Annotated in this window: 12 protein-coding genes; 2 read left to right on the top strand and 10 right to left on the bottom strand. The window is 51.2% G+C overall.

The features are described 5' to 3' along the window. Positions 1–220: 220 nt before the first annotated feature. Positions 221–1,261, bottom strand: a complete 1,041-nt coding sequence (pta, locus tag C9I92_RS13335) for a phosphate acetyltransferase (protein ID WP_047883571.1) — start codon at positions 1,259–1,261, stop codon at positions 221–223. Positions 1,262–1,435: 174 nt separating this feature from the next. Here pta and C9I92_RS13330 point away from each other — a divergent pair, with 174 nt between their 5' ends. Further along, the gene (locus C9I92_RS13330; protein ID WP_047883570.1) at positions 1,436–2,263 is read left to right on the top strand and encodes an IclR family transcriptional regulator; all 828 of its coding nucleotides are present in this window, start codon (positions 1,436–1,438) and stop codon (positions 2,261–2,263) included. 263 nt (positions 2,264–2,526) lie between these two features. On the opposite strand, the gene C9I92_RS13325 is transcribed toward C9I92_RS13330, so the two are convergent. Further along, positions 2,527–3,084: a DJ-1/PfpI family protein gene (locus tag C9I92_RS13325; RefSeq protein ID WP_047883569.1), complete on the bottom strand. Its 558-nt coding sequence runs from the start codon at positions 3,082–3,084 to the stop codon at positions 2,527–2,529. A gap of 585 nt (positions 3,085–3,669) precedes the next feature. Between C9I92_RS13325 and C9I92_RS13320 the strand changes: the two genes are divergently transcribed. Then, the gene (locus C9I92_RS13320) at positions 3,670–5,538 is read left to right on the top strand and encodes a methyl-accepting chemotaxis protein (RefSeq protein WP_047883568.1); all 1,869 of its coding nucleotides are present in this window, start codon (positions 3,670–3,672) and stop codon (positions 5,536–5,538) included. Positions 5,539–5,629: 91 nt separating this feature from the next. Here C9I92_RS13320 and map read toward each other — a convergent pair whose 3' ends face one another. The 8 genes from map to zwf form a co-directional block, all read right to left on the bottom strand. Beyond that, positions 5,630–6,406, bottom strand: coding sequence for a type I methionyl aminopeptidase (gene map, locus C9I92_RS13315; RefSeq protein ID WP_047883567.1), 777 nt, complete (start codon positions 6,404–6,406; stop codon positions 5,630–5,632). After that, positions 6,399–6,605 (bottom strand): ParD-like family protein, encoded by a 207-nt coding sequence (locus C9I92_RS13310; protein ID WP_047883566.1) that lies wholly within the window; start codon positions 6,603–6,605, stop codon positions 6,399–6,401. The genes map and C9I92_RS13310 overlap by 8 nt, the downstream gene beginning before the upstream one ends. 183 nt (positions 6,606–6,788) lie before the next feature. After that, complete coding sequence (locus tag C9I92_RS13305) at positions 6,789–8,336, bottom strand: alanine/glycine:cation symporter family protein (protein WP_047883565.1); 1,548 nt, start codon at positions 8,334–8,336, stop codon at positions 6,789–6,791. A gap of 360 nt (positions 8,337–8,696) precedes the next feature. Next, on the bottom strand, positions 8,697–9,890 hold the full coding sequence (locus C9I92_RS13300) for an efflux RND transporter periplasmic adaptor subunit (RefSeq protein WP_047883564.1): 1,194 nt from the start codon (positions 9,888–9,890) through the stop codon (positions 8,697–8,699). Between the two features lie 194 nt (positions 9,891–10,084). Continuing rightward, positions 10,085–13,198: an efflux RND transporter permease subunit gene (locus C9I92_RS13295; RefSeq protein WP_047883563.1), complete on the bottom strand. Its 3,114-nt coding sequence runs from the start codon at positions 13,196–13,198 to the stop codon at positions 10,085–10,087. 471 nt (positions 13,199–13,669) lie between these two features. Then, on the bottom strand, positions 13,670–15,118 hold the full coding sequence (gene gnd, locus C9I92_RS13290; RefSeq protein ID WP_047883562.1) for a decarboxylating NADP(+)-dependent phosphogluconate dehydrogenase: 1,449 nt from the start codon (positions 15,116–15,118) through the stop codon (positions 13,670–13,672). Between the two features lie 12 nt (positions 15,119–15,130). After that, complete coding sequence (gene pgl, locus C9I92_RS13285) at positions 15,131–15,853, bottom strand: 6-phosphogluconolactonase (protein ID WP_047883561.1); 723 nt, start codon at positions 15,851–15,853, stop codon at positions 15,131–15,133. Continuing rightward, entirely contained in the window at positions 15,850–17,349 is a 1,500-nt protein-coding gene (zwf, locus tag C9I92_RS13280; RefSeq protein WP_047883651.1) for a glucose-6-phosphate dehydrogenase, read from the bottom strand. The genes pgl and zwf overlap by 4 nt, the downstream gene beginning before the upstream one ends. Positions 17,350–17,405: the final 56 nt, after the last annotated feature.

Here is a 17,405-nt window from a genome sequence, read left to right as displayed (position 1 = left end):
GAGACCGATTGACTTGGATTTTCACCGAAATGGTACGGCAGATTGCCTTGATGCTAATGATGCTAATTACAATGACACACTTGTACTGACGCCCCAGTGCCCGGCGCCATGACATCAGACCCAGTTGTTCATCCTCCGAGCCCGTGACTCAGAGGATTATTTCATGTGATGCCTTTTTAAGGGCTAACACAAAGAATCTGGTAATGAATCCCCTTAGAAATTAGCCATGAGATTCTGTTAATGCTCGCTCCGGCACCGCCTGCTGATTTGCCTGCGCCTGTACCGCCGTAACGGCAATCACGTTGAAAATGTCGGAAATACTGCATCCGCGAGACAGATCATTGGCCGGTTTGGCCAACCCTTGCAGCAGCGGTCCCACTGCCACCGCCCGGCCAACCCGCTCAGCCAGTTTGTAGCCAATATTGCCCGCTTCAAGATTGGGGAAAATCAGCACATTTGATCGCCCTTTCACTTGCGATTCCGGCAGTTTTCGCGCCGCAATTTCTTGCACAATAGCTGCATCGAGCTGCACATCACCATCAATCGCCAGCTCCGGTCGACGCTGTTTCACCCGTGCTGCGGCCTGTACCACCTTATCGACAGCCGCATGGCTGGCACTGCCACTGGTAGAAAACGACAACATGGCTACTTTGGGCTCTTCCATCAGCAAGCCTCGCGCACTGTCAGCGGCAGACAAGGCTATATCTGCCAGCTGCTCGGCATCGGGATCAACCACCAGACCGCAATCGGAAAAGATGACACCGCCTTTCAGGTCATGAAAGGGCTCGCACAGCATCATCAGAAAAAAGCTCGACACCAGCTTACACCCCGGCGCTACACCGATAATCTGAATTGCACTACGCACCACCTCGGCCGTGGTCAGCACAGCTCCGGCCACCGACCCATCTGCCATCCCCTGTCGTACCATCAGGTTGGCAAAACAGAGCGGATTCATCACCGCGTTTTCTGCCTGCTCGCGGGTCATCCCTTTGGCTGCACGCAACTGGAACAACGCGTCGGTGAGTTCAGCCCGCCATGGCGAACTGGCGGGCTCAATCAGTTCACAATGGCTAATATCAATGTGTTCCTGTGCAGCCAGCGCCTTCATGCTCCTTACGTCACCGACCAGACTGATTGTCGCAATCCCTTGCTCAACAGCCATCGCTGCCGCTTTAAGCACTCTCGGATCATCCGCTTCACTGAGCACAATGCGAACCTTGTCCTGTCTGGCTTTTTCGATGATGCGATTCATTGCCTTCATATGTGCCTGCCTTATGGGTCTCACCACAAAAACAACAAATAATGAGACGATATATTCCGATTAACGATATTTAATTTGAATATTAATTGTTCACCTGTTTATCGTCAACGAATATTCAAAAAAACGGTATAATTGCTATTATGTATTTAGGATACATAAGGAAATCAAAGCAATATGACGAGTACAGTGAAAGATAAACCGACCCTGACACCAGCGCGTGTGGAGGGAGACACCCCGACGCTGCGCCTGTTTTCTCTACTGGAAGTCATTGCTGAGAAGGATGAATTTTTCTCTCTGCAGAAACTGGTCGAGGAAACAGGGCTGCCCAAGCCGACCCTGCACCGGATGCTTCAGCAACTGGAAAATGCCGGCATTATTCAGCGTGATGGTGATGAGCGACACTACAGTTCAGGTGTAAGACTGCGTCGCCTTGCTGAGCGGTTACTGCTGAACAGCACCACTCACAGCGCACGCCATGCTGTGCTGCGTAAGCTGAAAGAAGAAGTGGGTGAAAGCTGTAACCTTACCGCCCTGTCAGGTGGTGAGGTCATTTATGTCGATCGGGTTGAAACAGAAGCTCCGCTGCGGTTTTACCTGCACCCGGGCTCTCGCGTGCCGGTTCATTGTTCGGCCACGGGCAAATTATTTCTGGCCAACATGACCCCGTCACAGCGACGACGTCTGCTCAAAAATGTTGAGCTGACCCAATACACGGAGAAAACCATCTCGGATTTTGATGCGCTGGAAACCGAACTTGAACACATAAAACGGAACGGTTTTGCTACCGATAATGAAGAGTTTTTACCGGGCTTATTCTGTGTGGCGGTACTAGTGCCAGCAACATCCGGGCGCTCAAATCTAGGGATTGCGATACAAGCCCCCATTATGCGCTTAAAGCCGGATCAAGCCCTGAATTTCTTGCCCGCGTTGCAACGTGCGGCGGATGCGCTGGCAAAAATCGAAGCTGAAAGCTGGCCGGATTCCATTTTAGATAGCGATTGAATATGCGTCGTGCTGCCAAGCACGTATGATCCAGCCCCAATCATATCCAGCCCCGAAGGAATAGTCAGTTCGGGCTTGGATTACGCATATTCAGCCGCCAGGTCAATCCTCGGCTTTGGCTTTGGCTTTGGCTTTGGCTTTGGCTTTGGCTTTGGCTTTGGCTTTGGCTTTGGCTTTGGCTTTGGAGTCAGCACCTGCTCAGGCAACTAGTCAATAACAGCTGGTATCGCCTCAGCAATCGTCCCGGCTATCAGTGCCTCAAACTACGCTTGTTGGCCAGCCGGGATCAGCTGACGCTGCACTTCACGGCGTTTATCTGCATCATACAAGCGTTCTGCTATCCAGCCGGTCAGGTACATTGAAGACAAACAGCCACCAGCTGTTGCAATATTGCCCTCCACCACCAGCGGTTTATCCAGCACATCCACGCCCAATTTCACAAGGCCCGCCTTGGCATCCGGATGTGTGGTGGCCTGTATCCCGTCCAGTAATCCTAAAGCCTGCAAAATATAGGCTCCCGCGCAAATTGAGCCGATCAACTGACGTTTCGGATCCAGACGGAAGGCAGACAGAAATGCCTCATCCGCCAAAGCGGCAGGGACACCTTTGTAACCACTGGTAAACAGCACCACGTCAGCCTTGTTAGCGTCATCAAGTGGCCCGTCTGTTTTGACCGCCATACCCAACGCAGAATGATGCTGAGGTTTTGTGCCAAGCACGCTCACCGTCCAGTCTTTCTGTGAACGGCCGAGAACATCTCGCATCAGAAAAAAATCAACATCCGTAAAATCATCAAAAATGACGATGGCAATCTGGTACATGTCCCTTCCTTTTACTGACTTTAATTGGTTTTACTGGCTTTAACTCTGCTTGGGGCTGACTTAACTGTCCTTAACCGGATTTAGCCGCTTGGATTTCGGTTGATTTCTTGTCTCTGGACATATGGGAAAAAGGCGTCAGCAAGTTTGATTGCCACACGTTCGTTGTCCAGCACTTTTATTGTCCACGTTCAGCATCAGCCCGCGAGTTGCTTCACGAACCACACTATGAGCGACAGCTCACCATTCACCAAGCACGGAATACAGTGGATTGCAAAATATGAGATATAAAACAATACACATAACAATCCTGGGCATTCATCAACCATGACAGTGCCAAAAGTTGCCCATGTTATGGTCAAATAGCCACGCCTGACAAAATCCCATAACAGGTCAAAAAACAACCACGAATCACTTTGTTACATATCAGCACCAAACACAAATGCTGTGCGTATCGAGACTGAGGTGAAAATACGCCGTTAAAATCAAGATCTAGATCACATATTCCGAAAAGCGATATTAACAATTTTATTACCAGGCCGACACAATGCTTAGCACATGCATTTATCTGCGCTTTTGAGGGATCTAATGAAGTTCAGTCATAAAGTGGTCGCGACAGCCTCAGCAATTATGCTGGCTGCATTGTCGCTGCTGTCCACGAATCAATATTTCACTACCAAAAACCATATTCAGACACTGGTCATGCGCAGCATGGATGAAATCATCACTGGGATGAGCAACACAGTGGATGCCAAACTCACCAGCAGTCTTTCACTGGCAAGCTATGTGACCAGTCTGGTCAGTCAGGATCTCACCAGTGAAAACATTCACACTGTGATTGACCAGCCTGTTGTCAGAGACGCTTTTCTTCTGACCGGCCTCGGTTTCGAGCAAGACGGAAGTTTCACCAGTAACGATCCAAGCTGGGATCCCGGCGCAGGTTGGGAGCCACGTGCCCGCCCCTGGTATATCGAAAGTAAGCAGGCCAGAAAACTGATCGTGACCGCACCGTATTCCGATGCAGTTTCCAATGAGATTCTGGTCTCGATTGCCAGCCCGATGATTCATCAGGGACAGTTCGAAGGTTCGATTTTCTTTGACATGAGCCTGAGCGATCTGGCCAGTCTGGTTAATCAGGTATCATTGTTTGATGCCGGTTACCTGTTCATTGTCGATAAAGCCGGCACAGTGATTGCGCACCCGGATGCCAAACTGAACGGCAAACCAATGGGCGATTTTCTGGGTACTCACCAGATTTCCGGTGATGCACAACGCTTCGACATGAACGGGCAATCAATGGTGCTGTCCTTTACCCAGATTAATGGTCAGGACTGGTACATCGGTGCCCTGCTGGATGAAGACCAGGCATTCGCGGCAGTCAATGCCCTTAAAAATGAAGCTATGATTTATTCCGTTGTGTCGTTGATCGCCGGGATCATTGCCCTGTTGCTGTTGATCAAGATCCTGATGAAACCGTTGCGTGAACTTAACGCTGCGATCCAGGATGTCGCCTCCGGTCACGGTGATCTGACCCGCCGTCTGGATACGAACACTGACGCCGAATTTGCTGAGCTGGCAACCGGCTTCAATGCGTTCACCGAGAAATTGCAGACACTGATCCTCCAGTCTAAATCGCTCAGCCGTGAGATTCTGACCGGGACCGAGCAGTCAGCAAGCGGTGCACAGGAATCCGCAGAAGCGATGTCCATTCAGCTCAGAGAGCTGGATCAACTGGCCACCGCAATGCACGAAATGGCAACCTCGTCGGTTGAAGTCGCCAGCAATGCTCAGAACGCAGCGACTGCCGCACAGCAAGCCGATGAAGCAGTGAAAGACGGCAGCCAGGTCGTATCCCACACGGCAGAAGCCATTTCGGCGCTGTCCAGCCAGATCGATCAGGCCGTTGAAGTGGTCCGTCAGCTTGAAGTATCGACCGGCAATATCGAGAAAATCCTGAAAGTCATTAATGAGATTGCGGATCAAACCAACCTGCTAGCGCTGAATGCCGCCATTGAAGCCGCCCGCGCTGGTGAATCCGGTCGTGGTTTCGCCGTCGTGGCAGATGAAGTTCGCACCCTAGCCAAGCGTACGCAGGAATCGACCACTGAAATCCGCCAGATGATTGAACAGCTGCAAAGCGGTGCCAGTTCAGCGGCTGAAGTCATGGGACTGAGTAAAGAGACAGCAGCCGAAACGGTCGTGAAATCTAACGAGGCCGACGAGGCACTGATTCGTATCAGTACGGCGATTCAACAGATCAATGATATGAACCTGCAAATCGCTTCTGCTGCCGAAGAGCAGAGCCTGGTCGCAGAAGAAATCAACACCAACACTTTAAATATCAAAGAGCTGTCGGTGCAGGTGGCCAACGCGGCGGAAGACACCAACAAAGCCATGGGCGAGCAAATAAGCAGGGTTCGTGAACAGGACGATGTCATGAACAAATTTATCGTCTGAGTACCCGTATTGTTTTTCACGTAACAAAAAGCCACGGCATCTGCCGTGGCTTTTTTATCGGGCGTGCTCTCAACTCATCTTGAAGCAGACGTCAGCCCTGCTGTTCGTGTGCACGCAAGGTTAGCACTTCATACCCGTCAGCCGTTACCAGCACCGTGTGTTCAAACTGCGCCGACAGCTTCTTATCGCGTGTAATCACCGTCCAGCCGTCTTTTTTCGTTTTGGTTTTTTCTGTCCCGGCATTGATCATCGGTTCAATCGTAAAGGTCATCCCTTCCTGCAAGACCAGCCCGGTATTTGGCAGCCCGTAGTGCAGAACTTGCGGGTCTTCATGCATTTCACGGCCAATGCCATGACCGCAATATTCGCGTACCACGCTGTAACCCTGTTTTTCAGCATGTTGCTGGATAGCGTGGCCGACATCTCCCAGTCGGGCACCCGGTTTCACGACTTTGATCCCTTCCCACATCGCTTCATACGTGGTTTTCACCAGCGCTTTTGCTATCGGCGTCGCATCAGGCATGACATAGGTGGTGCTGGAATCTGCAATAAAGCCATTCTTTTCCAGTGTTATGTCGACGTTAATGATGTCTTTACTGGCCAGCTTTTTCCGCTCACTGGGAACACCATGGCACACAACTTCGTTGATCGAAGTATTCAGCGAATACTCATAACCGTACTGCCCTTTGCTGGCAGGCCGGGCTTTCAGTTCATCGGTAATGAAGCGCTCGACAACATTATTAATGTCCATGGTCGTAATGCCCGGCTGGATATAGTCATCCAGCATCGCAAACACTTGCGCCAGCAAACGGCCGGACTCACGCATCAGCTCCGCTTCTTGCGCTGTTTTGATCGTGACATTATTCATTAACGACACCTGCCAGATTCACGTCTTGGCTGGCCAGTAGCTGACGAACCAACTCATTATAAGTCAGGCCCGGATTCATCTCAGCCAGCATACCCATTTTGATCCAGAACTCAGCCTGGGCATTGATAGAGCGCGCCATCACCGTACTGGCTTTACGGATCTCTTCATGCAGCTCATCTGAAATTTTCACAATTCCCATGATACACCTTGAATACGTTTTATAAATGTAATGTATATTAATCATATAAGATGTGCAACTGGTCGTGTCTCTTCAGTCACGAGCAACGCAGCCTGACCGACTAGCTCTTCTGTCAGTGAACCAAAGAAAAAGGCCAGCTTTCGCTGGCCTTTTAGTGACGTTGTCTGTCAAATTTTCAGTGGGTTACGCCGTTGGCTTAACCTGCTCACCATCCAGCTCTGTGGCTGCTTCAGTGGCAGTGTTCTGCTCTTTACAACGCTCTTCCCAGTAATCCGCATTCTTGATGCCCAGCTGAACAGGGTTGAAAGTGAAATCTTTCACACCGGCTTTCTGCTGTACTTCATAGTCTTTCAGAGCAATCAGCGCTGGTTTAGCCATGAAGAAGATAATCAGGATACCGACAATGTTCAGCCATGCCATCAGGCCTACACCCACATCACCCATTGCCCACGCAAGGTTTGCTGTTTTCACCGTACCGTAGAACACCGCAACGGTCAGTACGATTTTAAGAGCAAACATCATACCCGGAACTTTCACTGTACGGCGGATGTAAGCAATGTTGGTTTCCGCAATGTAGTAGTAAGCCAGGATCGTGGTGAATGAGAAGAAGAACAGTGCAAAGGCGATGAATGGTTTACCGAAACCAGGCATTGAGTTTTCAATTGCCAGCTGAGTAAACATTGGACCGTTCGCGCCGATATCTGCCGCCAGGTTCTGAATCAGGAACATGCCTTCTTCACTGCCGTGTACGTTGTAAGCACCAGTGATGATGATCATGAACGCCGTTGCAGAACAAACCAGCAGTGTATCGATGTAGATAGAGAACGACTGAACCAGACCTTGTTGTGCAGGGTGCTGAACATCCGCAGCCGCAGCGGCATGTGGACCTGTTCCCTGACCGGCTTCGTTCGAGTAAACACCACGTTTAACACCCCACCCGATTGCCGCACCGAAGCCGGCCATTGGTGTGAATGCGTCACCGACGATCATGCTGATAACCGTTGGAACCATGTCAATGTTCAGCAGGATGATAACGAACGCAACGATGATGTAAGTCAGCGCCATGAACGGAACCACAATCTGGGTAAAGTGCGCGATACGCTTCACACCACCGAAGATGATGAAAGCCAGAATCACAGACACAAACGTACCCGTCATGATTTTCGCCAAGCTGATAGTACCAATCGTGGTATCAATCATCGGGCCGCTGCCAAAGGCAGTTTCAATCGCATTACCGATACTGTTTGACTGAACACCCGGCAGCAGCACACCACAAGCCAGGATCGTTGCCAGAGCAAACACCCATGCATACCATTTCTGCCCCATGGCTTTTTCGATGTAGTAAGCCGGACCACCACGGAACTGGCCTTCTTCATCTTTTTCTTTGTAGATCTGAGCCAAAGCAGATTCAGTATATGCAGTCGCAGCGCCAAGGAAGGCAACCACCCACATCCAGAATACAGCACCTGGACCACCGAAGCCGATTGCCGCAGCAACACCGGCAATGTTACCAGTACCTACACGTCCAGAAAGAGAAACGGCTAGTGCTTGAAAAGAGGAAATACCCTCGTCTGAACTTTTTCCTGATAACAGCAGGCGCCACATCTCGCGAAAATGACGGATCTGCACAAAGCGGGTCATGATGGAGTAAAACAAACCGGCACCCAAGCATAGATAAATCAGCACCGGGCTCCAAATTATTCCATTGAGAAAATCTACTAACGACTGCATTAAAAAACTCCCTGTATGTTTGGTTAATGCTTCGTCAGTATAATAAGCAGAATGTAACTTAAATGTTAAGGTTTTTATTTTATCACTCAATTGAACGTGATCACCAGCACGATGCACATACAATTTATTAACAAGCAATTCCTCACTCTTTGAAAAGACGATTTTTCAGACATTATGACTAAAAAAGAGAAAGTTCAGCCCTTATTGAGTGTTCAAAAAACAAGCAATCGAGCCAAATTTTCTCTTCCTGTCACAATTTTTCGCTACACAATTCACTAAAAAGCGTGATGCATACCATTTCAACATCCGTACGTAACAAATAAACCTTCACATGAATCGCATAAAAAATCACATCGTTGTTCAACTGCCTGACATCACCTCAACCTGCTGACCATCCGTCAGCCCTGAGGCTCCGCGTACAACCACCTGTTTTCCAATGCCGATTTCGCCTTTCACAGCAACTTTACCGTCAAGACTGTAAAGCACATTAACCGGCACCTCTCGTACTGTCGTTTTGTCGTCGTCCCCTTTGGAGGCAACAAACAACGCCGTTCCACCCGCCTGCGATATCACGGCATCACGAGGAACCAGCACGCTGTCTTCAGCAAACTGGCCGGGAATCGCAATGCGCACCGGTTGACCAACCGTCAAGGAGGCATTCTCCGGGTGCAGTCGCATTTCAATCAAACGAGACCGTAAGTCTGCACCCGCACTCTTTGTGTTCAGCGAGGCCGTCAGGGGCTGATCGCCGGCAACCACTTTCAATGCCGTGCCCGTTGTCAGCTTTTCCGTCACTGCGATGGGTACTTGTAACCGAATCTCCTGCAGGCGGGTATTTACCAGATGAATCAACGCTTCCCCTTGATTGACGTATTCCCCGCCCGATTTGAACACGTCATTTACCGTTCCGTCGAAAGGTGCCACCAATCGGGTACGTGCCAGCTTCTCTTCGATGAGATCCACTTCCAGACGGGCGTTTTCCAGCGCTATACGGCTAATTGACAGCTCATGGCGCGCTGTAGCCTGCTCGGTTTCAGAGATATTGCGCCGCGTCGCCAGCTTATCCAGCCTCACCAGTTCCGTTTCCTGATGACTCACAACCGCCTGAGCCCGTTTTGCCGCCACCTTGGCAATTTTCAGCTCCAGCGCCAGTGCATCAGCATTGACTTCCGCCATCACTTGTCCTTGCTTCACCGTTTGGCCGAATTCAACCAATCGGGTTAATCGCCCGGTTGTTTCCATACTCAGCCGGGCTTCCTGCTGACTGCGCACTGTTCCGCTGTACCAGGTGACTGGCGCATTCTGCACTTTTTCGACCACCGCGAGCGCCACCGGTTTAGCCGCCTGCGCTGAAAACGCGGTTAATCCCATGGCTCCCAACGCCATGACCAGCCAGGCACCCCGGGGCAACCTTGACTTCATCGTTTGGCGGGACTTTCTTAACCAACCCAGCCCTGCCGGGCGGGAAAAAGTGGCTGGGCGATACCGAACACTGAAGCTCTGGCGACAGTGGTTTTGGCTTTCTTCCAATTGTGTGCTGATTACGTGTTTCATAAATCGCTTTCCGTCCTTGGTGCCGCATTCTTGGGGTCAGGTCACTGATTACCATCGCCTAACAGCTCACCAGACAATGCATCATTGATAAAAATTGGCTGGCTTCAGGAACCGAGCGCAGCGCTCAATCTGCCAGTGGTGTTTTTCCCACTGCTGGTTCAGGCTAAATGTGATGACGCTGAGCCCCTTCTCTTTTAATAGGTGTTACGTCTTATCATGTGTTCCGCCGCGTCACGTTCGTGCATTACGCCTTTCCCCATTCGCAGTAACGCTGGCAGCAGAATCAGTGTGAACAGCGTACTGACCAGCATACCGCCGACAATCACCGCAGCCAGACCACGGTAAATCTCACTACCGGTGGCCGGACTTAAAAGCAGCGGTAACATCCCGAATACGCTGGTCAGAGTCGTCATAAAGATCGGGCGAATACGCCGTAACAATGCGTCCTCCACCGCCTGATCCCGGGACAGTCCGGCTTTCTCACTGTTTCTGGTCTGGTGCACCAGCAGGATGGCATTATTGACCACCAGCCCCAGCAGGATCACAAAGCCAATCATCGTCAGCAAATCCACCGGCTGATCCACCAGATAGTGCATCACCTGAATGGCGACCACACCGCCCACCGTGGCCAGAGGCAAAGTCAGAATCACCAGCAACGCATCGCGCAGCGCGCCAAACAATCCCCACAGAAGCAGCAGTAAAATGCACAGTGCAAAAGCAAAAATCGCCAACATATTATTTATGGCCTGCTTGAGACTGTCAGCGGTTCCGTAGAATTCAACCGTGCCGCCGGGTGGCAGGATGTTTTCAATCTGCCCCATGACGCTGCCCTGCATCTCTTCCATAGCCGATTCCAGCGTCATATCTGAATCCGGGACAACTGACAGCACCAACGCCCGTTTGCCATCAATCCGGTCGATAGACTGCGGGCCCAGCACGGTTTCAACCCGGAGCAATTCCCCCAGCGGCACAATCGCTCCCGACGGTGTTGCCAGTGGGATGGCACTCAGCTCATCCGGCGAGGTCACTTTCTGGGTCAGCAACACCATATCGAGTTGCTCACTGCCGTCAAAAAAGTTGCCGAGCATCATGCCAGTGCCCAGCGAGCGAATCACAGCAGGCAGATCACCCCGCCCCCAGCCGACTTCCGCCAGACGGCGGTCATTGGGAATCAGACGCAGTTCCGGCGCCGTAAACTCCAGCGAACCATTAACCCAGACCTGGGCTTCCGGCATGGCCTTCTCAATCAGTGCTTTCGCTTCTTTGGCTGACTGAAACAACGAGGCCATGTCATTGGCTTTCAGCATCACGTCGATGTTTTTACCTGAGCCGAAGTTGCCGAACAGCGAGCCCTGGCGGGCAAAGGCTTCCACATCCGGCAGGCCCACGGTAATTTTGTCCCGTACCAGCGCTTCCAGCTCTTTAATCCGGTTTTGATCAACCGCCCTCACCCCCATCACCGCGCCGCCCGGCCACATGATGAAATAGTAGTTTTTCAGTGCTGGCTCCTGCTCGCCGTTCATATAAGAACGCAGCCGCTCGACCATGGTATTCATCACCTCATCGCGCACGGTGTTAATCCCTATGCCCGGCGCAATGGAGAACCACACATCGACGGCATCACGCTTCACATCGGGCAAATAATCCATTTTGGGCATGCCAAGGCGGGTCAGTCCCAATGGCAACGCAAGCAGTATCATCACGACCAGTCCCCGCCGCAGCGGTGTGGCTGTCAGTCGCATACTCATGCCAGCCATCTGTTTCCACATCGTCACATAGCTGTCACTCAGCGCGCTGTCCGTCAGCCAGCGCGATGCCGCCACAGGCAATACTGTCACTGCCACCAACAGCGACATCGTGACCGCCACTGCAATGGTGATCGCCAGATCGGCAAACAGCTGACCTTCGACATCGTTGAGCATCAGAATCGGCAGGAAAATCGCCACCGTCGTCAGAGTTGAGGCCAGAAGAGCACTCCAGACCTGTTTCGTACCCTGCTCGGCCAAGTCTTCGCGCTGATGCAAGTCATCCTCTGAACCGGTTTGCCGCTGCTGAGTCTGTTTTTCCCGCAACCGAATAATGTTTTCCAGCACCACAATTGCCGCATCGAGCACCATACCGACGGCAAACGCCAGCCCGGCCAGTGAAATGACATTAAGGGTGCGGCCTGTCAGTTTGAGTACGCATACCGTCAGCAGAATGCTGACCGGAATGGAAAGAGCAATGATCAGCGTGGCTCGCGCCTTGCGAATAAAGCCCCATAAAATCGCCACCGACAAAAAGACGCCAAACATCAGGTTGCCGCTGACCATGTTCAGTGCCCGTAGGATAAACACTGAGGCATCGTAAGACATTTCCAGCTGGATACCGTTTCGGATCAACACTTCGTCATTCAGGGCTTGCATCTCTGCTTTGACCCGCAGCAGGGCTTCGAGGGCATTCGCGCCACTCTCTTTATTCACCGACATGTTAATGGCCGGATTACCGTTCTGCACCCGAAGCGTTCGCGATTCAGCACGGCGAATCTCAACGTCTGCCAGATCCCGCAGATAAACAGGCAGTCCGTCACGCCATGCGACCACCATGTCGCCAAATTCGTTGATACTGTAACGCCCGGCAAATCTCAGCTTGTACTCTTTCCGGCCTATATCCAGCTGTCCGGCAGAGGCATCTCTTCCGGCGGAAATTCGCTGAACCAGTTCGGGGACCGTGATCCCCAGCTCTGCCAGCCGGTATGGGTCAAACCGGATTTCCACCTGACGATCACTCTCACCATTGACCTCAACCTGCGATACCCCTTCAATCGCCATCAGCCGAGGTTTAATCTGGCTGTCAACCATATCCTGATACGCCACAATCGGTGTGTTATTGCCGGGCAGTTGCTGCAGAAACAGTGAAGTCAGGGTGTCATTGCTCGAACCGCTGTGCAGAAACGGGCCGTCGATATCACCGGGCAGATTAGACGCCTGATTGATCCGGCTGATGACCTCAATCATCGCCTTTTCCATGTCCGTCCCAAGCTCAAATTCAAGCCCGATTTCCACCCTGCCGTTTCCGGCTTCAGTAAAAATGTGCTTATTGCCGGAGAGCCCCTGCAGCACCTGCTCCAGCGGCTCAGCCACTTCCGATTCCATTTCTTCGGCCGCAGCGGCGTGCCAGTACACCGTGATGGCTAACTGGGGACGGGTAATATCGGGAAACAGCTGGATGGGTAAGGTTCGAATACTGAGCAGCCCGAACAGGACGGTCAGCGCTACGGCGACAGCGATCACTGCCGGCCGCGCTATGGCATAACGAGTAAGAAACATAACTTCCTGTCTGTCTAGTGTTCGCTGATAGCATGCTCTGTGGTTTTCGGAGCACGCCTGCAGCGGCTTTGTGTTGTGTATTTGTCTTTATGTCTTTATGTATTTATGTATTTGCGTGTTGTGTCTTTTCGTTTGGCGCTACTTTTGATCGTGTTTTTGAACGTGTTTTTAAATGTGCTTTTGAGTCATCAGGCTGCGGAGAATGAAAAAGACATTTGGGAGTTCGGCTTACCTGTTCCATGGCAAACACCGACGTTTAATGCAACACTTTTCAATCAAACTCATCACATTTAAGCAACACAAGATATCAGACGAAGTCAGTGATGACAGGGTTTTGCTTGTCTTTTTTATAAAAAGTGCAGGGATTTTAACGAGATAATGATTGGGGAATGAGTGAAATGGGTCAAAAATGACAAAAGCGCAGACCCAGGGCCTGCGCTTTTTGAGGGTAAAATCAATCCTGAGGATTAATTACACATCGTACGTTGTCGATGCCGTGTTACCGCCTTTACCCGTCCAGTTGGTGTGGAAGAACTCACCACGTGGCTTGTCAGTACGCTCATAAGTGTGCGCACCGAAGTAGTCACGCTGTGCCTGCAGCATGTTCGCTGGCAGACGAGCAGTGGTGTAACCGTTCAGGAACGTCAGGGCAGAAGACATACATGGCATTGGCAGGCCTGCTTCAAATGACTTCGCGACCACTTTACGCCATGCTGGCAGACAGCCTTGCAGGATATCTTTGAAGTATGGGTCCAGACCCAGGAATGCCAGCTCAGGATTCGTATCAAAAGCATCACGGATGTTACCCAGGAATGCGCTGCGAATGATACAACCACCACGCCACATCAGCGCTACGTTACCGTAGTTCAGTGACCAGTTGTTAGATTCTGACGCTTCACGGATCAGCATAAAGCCTTGTGCGTAAGAGATGATCTTTGACGCCAGCAGTGCCTGACGCAGCGCGTCCAACCACTCAGCCTTGTCACCGTCGATGTGGCTGATTGGGTTATCAAACAGCTTTTCGGCTTCTTCACGCTGATCTTTCAAAGAAGACAGGCAGCGCGCAAACACAGATTCAGTGATCAGTGTCAGCGGAATACCGTGATCCAGGGCGTTAATGCCTGTCCACTTACCAGTACCTTTCTGGCCTGCGGTATCCAGAATTTTCTCGACCAGCGGCTCGCCGTCTTCGTCTTTGTAACCCAGAATTTCAGCCGTGATTTCTACAAGGTAGCTGTCCAGCTCAGTTTTGTTCCACTCAGCAAAGATCTGCTGCATCTCATCGTGAGACATACCCAGACCTTCTTTCATGAAGTGGTACGCTTCGCTGATCAGCTGCATGTCACCGTATTCGATGCCGTTGTGAACCATTTTCACGAAGTGGCCAGCGCCGTCATTACCTACCCAGTCACAACACGCTTCACCTTTGTCGGTTTTCGCAGCAATCGCCTGGAAAATCGGTTTTACGTGTGGCCATGCTTCAGGATCGCCGCCCGGCATGATAGATGGTCCGAAACGCGCGCCTTCTTCACCGCCTGATACACCGGCACCCACATAGCGGATACCTTTTTCACGCAGTGCCGCAACACGACGGTTAGTATCAGGGTAGTTAGTGTTACCACCGTCAATGATGATGTCGCCTTCATCCAACAGAGGAACCAGGTTGTTGATGAACTGATCCACCACATCACCTGCACGCACCATCAGCATGACTTTACGCGGCGTTGCCAGTTGGCTCACCAAATCTTCAAGAGAAGTTGCACCGACAATGTTGGTGCCTTTTGCTGCACCGTTCAGGAACTCTTCCACTTTCTCAACGGTACGGTTGTAGGCAACCACTTTAAACCCGTTATCGTTCATATTCAGGATCAGGTTCTGACCCATTACTGCCAGTCCGATAACACCAATATCAGCTTTCATTCTAACTTCTCCTTATGCCAGCTCTTTGGCTGCTTCTGAATCTAAATACCACTCGGTAATGCCATCTTTCGCGATGACTTTTGCTGCAGGATACTGCTCTGCAGCCGGGGCTTGTTCAGCAATTTCTTTAATGACCGGGGCTTTACTTGCACCCAGTACCAAATAGGTAATACGTTTGGCGTGTGCCAGCAGGTGGGCGCTTTTCGACACACGGATCTGACGTGATTCCGGATGAGCCGCAATAATCGCAATCTCTTTGGACTCGTAATCAGTCTGGCCCGGGAACAGAGACGCCGTGTGGCCATCGGTACCCATACCCAGCAGAATCCAGTCAAACTCAGGCACACCGTCTTTGTGTGGAATGACGTCCAGCATCTCTTCGGCGAAACGCGTTACTTCCGTTGCTGCAAATTCTTCGCCACGAATGCGATGAATGTTCTGCGCCGGAATCTCGATGTGATCAAATAACAGGGCTTTCGCCTGACCGTAGTTACTCTGCTCGTCTTCAGGTGCCACGCAACGTTCATCGCCCCACCAGAAGTGCAGGTTCTGCCAGTTGATAGAGGTGGCGTAAGCAGAGGCTGCCAGGAACGAAAACAGCTGCGAAGGCGTGCTGCCCCCCGACAGGGAGATATGAACCGGACGGCCCAGTTCACTGTATTCCTGCATGCTTTTCGCCAGCGCTTCAACAACCTGCTGTGAGCTGTCAAAAACGTGGTAGTTCATCTTACTCATAGTTCACAATAATCCGTATTGGTCAGGTTCTTACATGGGAAACGCCATTCGCGATTATCACGCGCCAGAAGCTCGTCTGCTTCTTTGGGTCCCCAGGTACCTGCAGCATAACCGTAAAGGTGCTCAGGATTTTCTTTGTAGTCCAGGATCGGCTGAACAAACTGCCAACAGGCGTTCACGGCATCTGAGCGGGCAAACAGGGTGGCGTCCCCTTTCATTGAGTCCAGCAGCAGACGCTCATACGCTGTCAGCATATGGGTTTCTTCCAGGCTTTCGTAATGGAAATCCATCGACACTTCTTTCGCGTCAAAGCCCGCACCTGGTTTTTTCAGGCCAAAGCTCATCAGGATGCCTTCATCCGGCTGGATACGGATAATCAGTTTGTTTTCCGGTGCGTTAGCGCCAAATACCGGGTGCGGGGTCTTTTTAAAGTGGATCACCACTTCCGTCACCCGTGTTGGCAAACGTTTACCCGTACGGACATAAAAAGGAACGCCGTTCCAACGCCAGTTGTCGATAAACATTTTCAGGCCAACGTAAGTCTCGGTACGGGAATCTTCCGCTACGCCCGGTTCTTCACGGTAACCGATCAGATGATCACCACGAACCTCAGAAGCGGTGTACTGACCAAGTACCAGGTTGTTATGCAGATCAGTTTCAGACAGCGGTTTAAGGCTCTTGAAGACTTTCATGACCTCATCACGCATGGAGTCTGCATTGATAGCGGCAGGGGGTTCCATGCCAACCATCGCCAGCACCTGAAGCAGGTGGTTCTGGAACATGTCACGTACCGCACCGGCACCGTCGTAGTATCCGCCACGCTCTTCCACGCCCAGGAATTCAGCAGCGGTGATTTCAACGTAATCAATAAAGTTACGGTTCCACAGCGGCTCGAACATACCGTTGGCAAAACGGAATACCAGCAGGTTCTGAACGGTTTCTTTACCCAGGTAGTGGTCGATACGGTAGATTTGGTGCTCTTGGAAGTGAGCGTGAAGGTCTTTGTCGAGTTGCTTAGCGGTCGCCAGGTCGTAACCAAACGGCTTTTCTACAATGAGGCGCTTCCAACCATGATCTTCTGTATTCAGACCGTAGTGAGCTAGACATTGCGGGATCACGCTGTAAAGACTTGGCGGTGTCGCCAGATAGAAGGTGGTGTTGCCGCCTGTCTGATAAGCCTGTTCAATATCTTCAAGACGATTTTTAAGATTGGCGTAATCTTCAACATCTGAAGTATCAATGGCTTGATAGTGCAGACGCTGACAGAAAGCATCAAGTGTTTCCGGATCCACTTTCTCGTTCGCGGTAAGGGACGCTTTCAGCTTTTGCTGGAATTCCTCATCCGAGTAGTGTGTGCGGCTTACCCCTAAAATTGCAAACTCTTCAGATAGCAATCCGTTCGCATAGAGGTGGTAGAAGGCTGGGATCAATTTGCGTTGGGTCAAATCCCCTGACGCCCCGAAGATGACGATACAATTATTTTCAGGCTTAATCATAATGCTTTCCCACTCGCCTGAATCCATCAGGACAAGTAATTCATTTTATTAGTGTT

Origin of the sequence: Photobacterium ganghwense, from assembly GCF_003025595.1 — a bacterium.
In the GTDB taxonomy this organism is placed as follows: domain Bacteria; phylum Pseudomonadota; class Gammaproteobacteria; order Enterobacterales; family Vibrionaceae; genus Photobacterium; species Photobacterium ganghwense.
Note: the sequence above shows the minus strand (reverse complement) of the source record. Positions and strands in the feature narration are given on the sequence as shown.

Bases quoted from the DNA above. Each gene is read 5' to 3' on its own strand.
- pta (WP_047883571.1), bottom strand. From the start codon at position 1,261: ATGAAGGCAATGAATCGCATCATCGAAAAAGCCAGACAGGACAAGGTT.
- C9I92_RS13305 (WP_047883565.1), bottom strand. From the start codon at position 8,336: ATGCAGTCGTTAGTAGATTTTCTCAATGGAATAATTTGGAGCCCGGTG.
- C9I92_RS13320 (WP_047883568.1), top strand. From the start codon at position 3,670: ATGAAGTTCAGTCATAAAGTGGTCGCGACAGCCTCAGCAATTATGCTG.
- pgl (WP_047883561.1), bottom strand. From the start codon at position 15,853: ATGAGTAAGATGAACTACCACGTTTTTGACAGCTCACAGCAGGTTGTT.
- map (WP_047883567.1), bottom strand. From the start codon at position 6,406: ATGAATAATGTCACGATCAAAACAGCGCAAGAAGCGGAGCTGATGCGT.
- zwf (WP_047883651.1), bottom strand. From the start codon at position 17,349: ATGATTAAGCCTGAAAATAATTGTATCGTCATCTTCGGGGCGTCAGGG.
- gnd (WP_047883562.1), bottom strand. From the start codon at position 15,118: ATGAAAGCTGATATTGGTGTTATCGGACTGGCAGTAATGGGTCAGAAC.
- C9I92_RS13310 (WP_047883566.1), bottom strand. From the start codon at position 6,605: ATGGGAATTGTGAAAATTTCAGATGAGCTGCATGAAGAGATCCGTAAA.
- C9I92_RS13330 (WP_047883570.1), top strand. From the start codon at position 1,436: ATGACGAGTACAGTGAAAGATAAACCGACCCTGACACCAGCGCGTGTG.
- C9I92_RS13300 (WP_047883564.1), bottom strand. From the start codon at position 9,890: ATGAAACACGTAATCAGCACACAATTGGAAGAAAGCCAAAACCACTGT.
- C9I92_RS13325 (WP_047883569.1), bottom strand. From the start codon at position 3,084: ATGTACCAGATTGCCATCGTCATTTTTGATGATTTTACGGATGTTGAT.
- C9I92_RS13295 (WP_047883563.1), bottom strand. From the start codon at position 13,198: ATGTTTCTTACTCGTTATGCCATAGCGCGGCCGGCAGTGATCGCTGTC.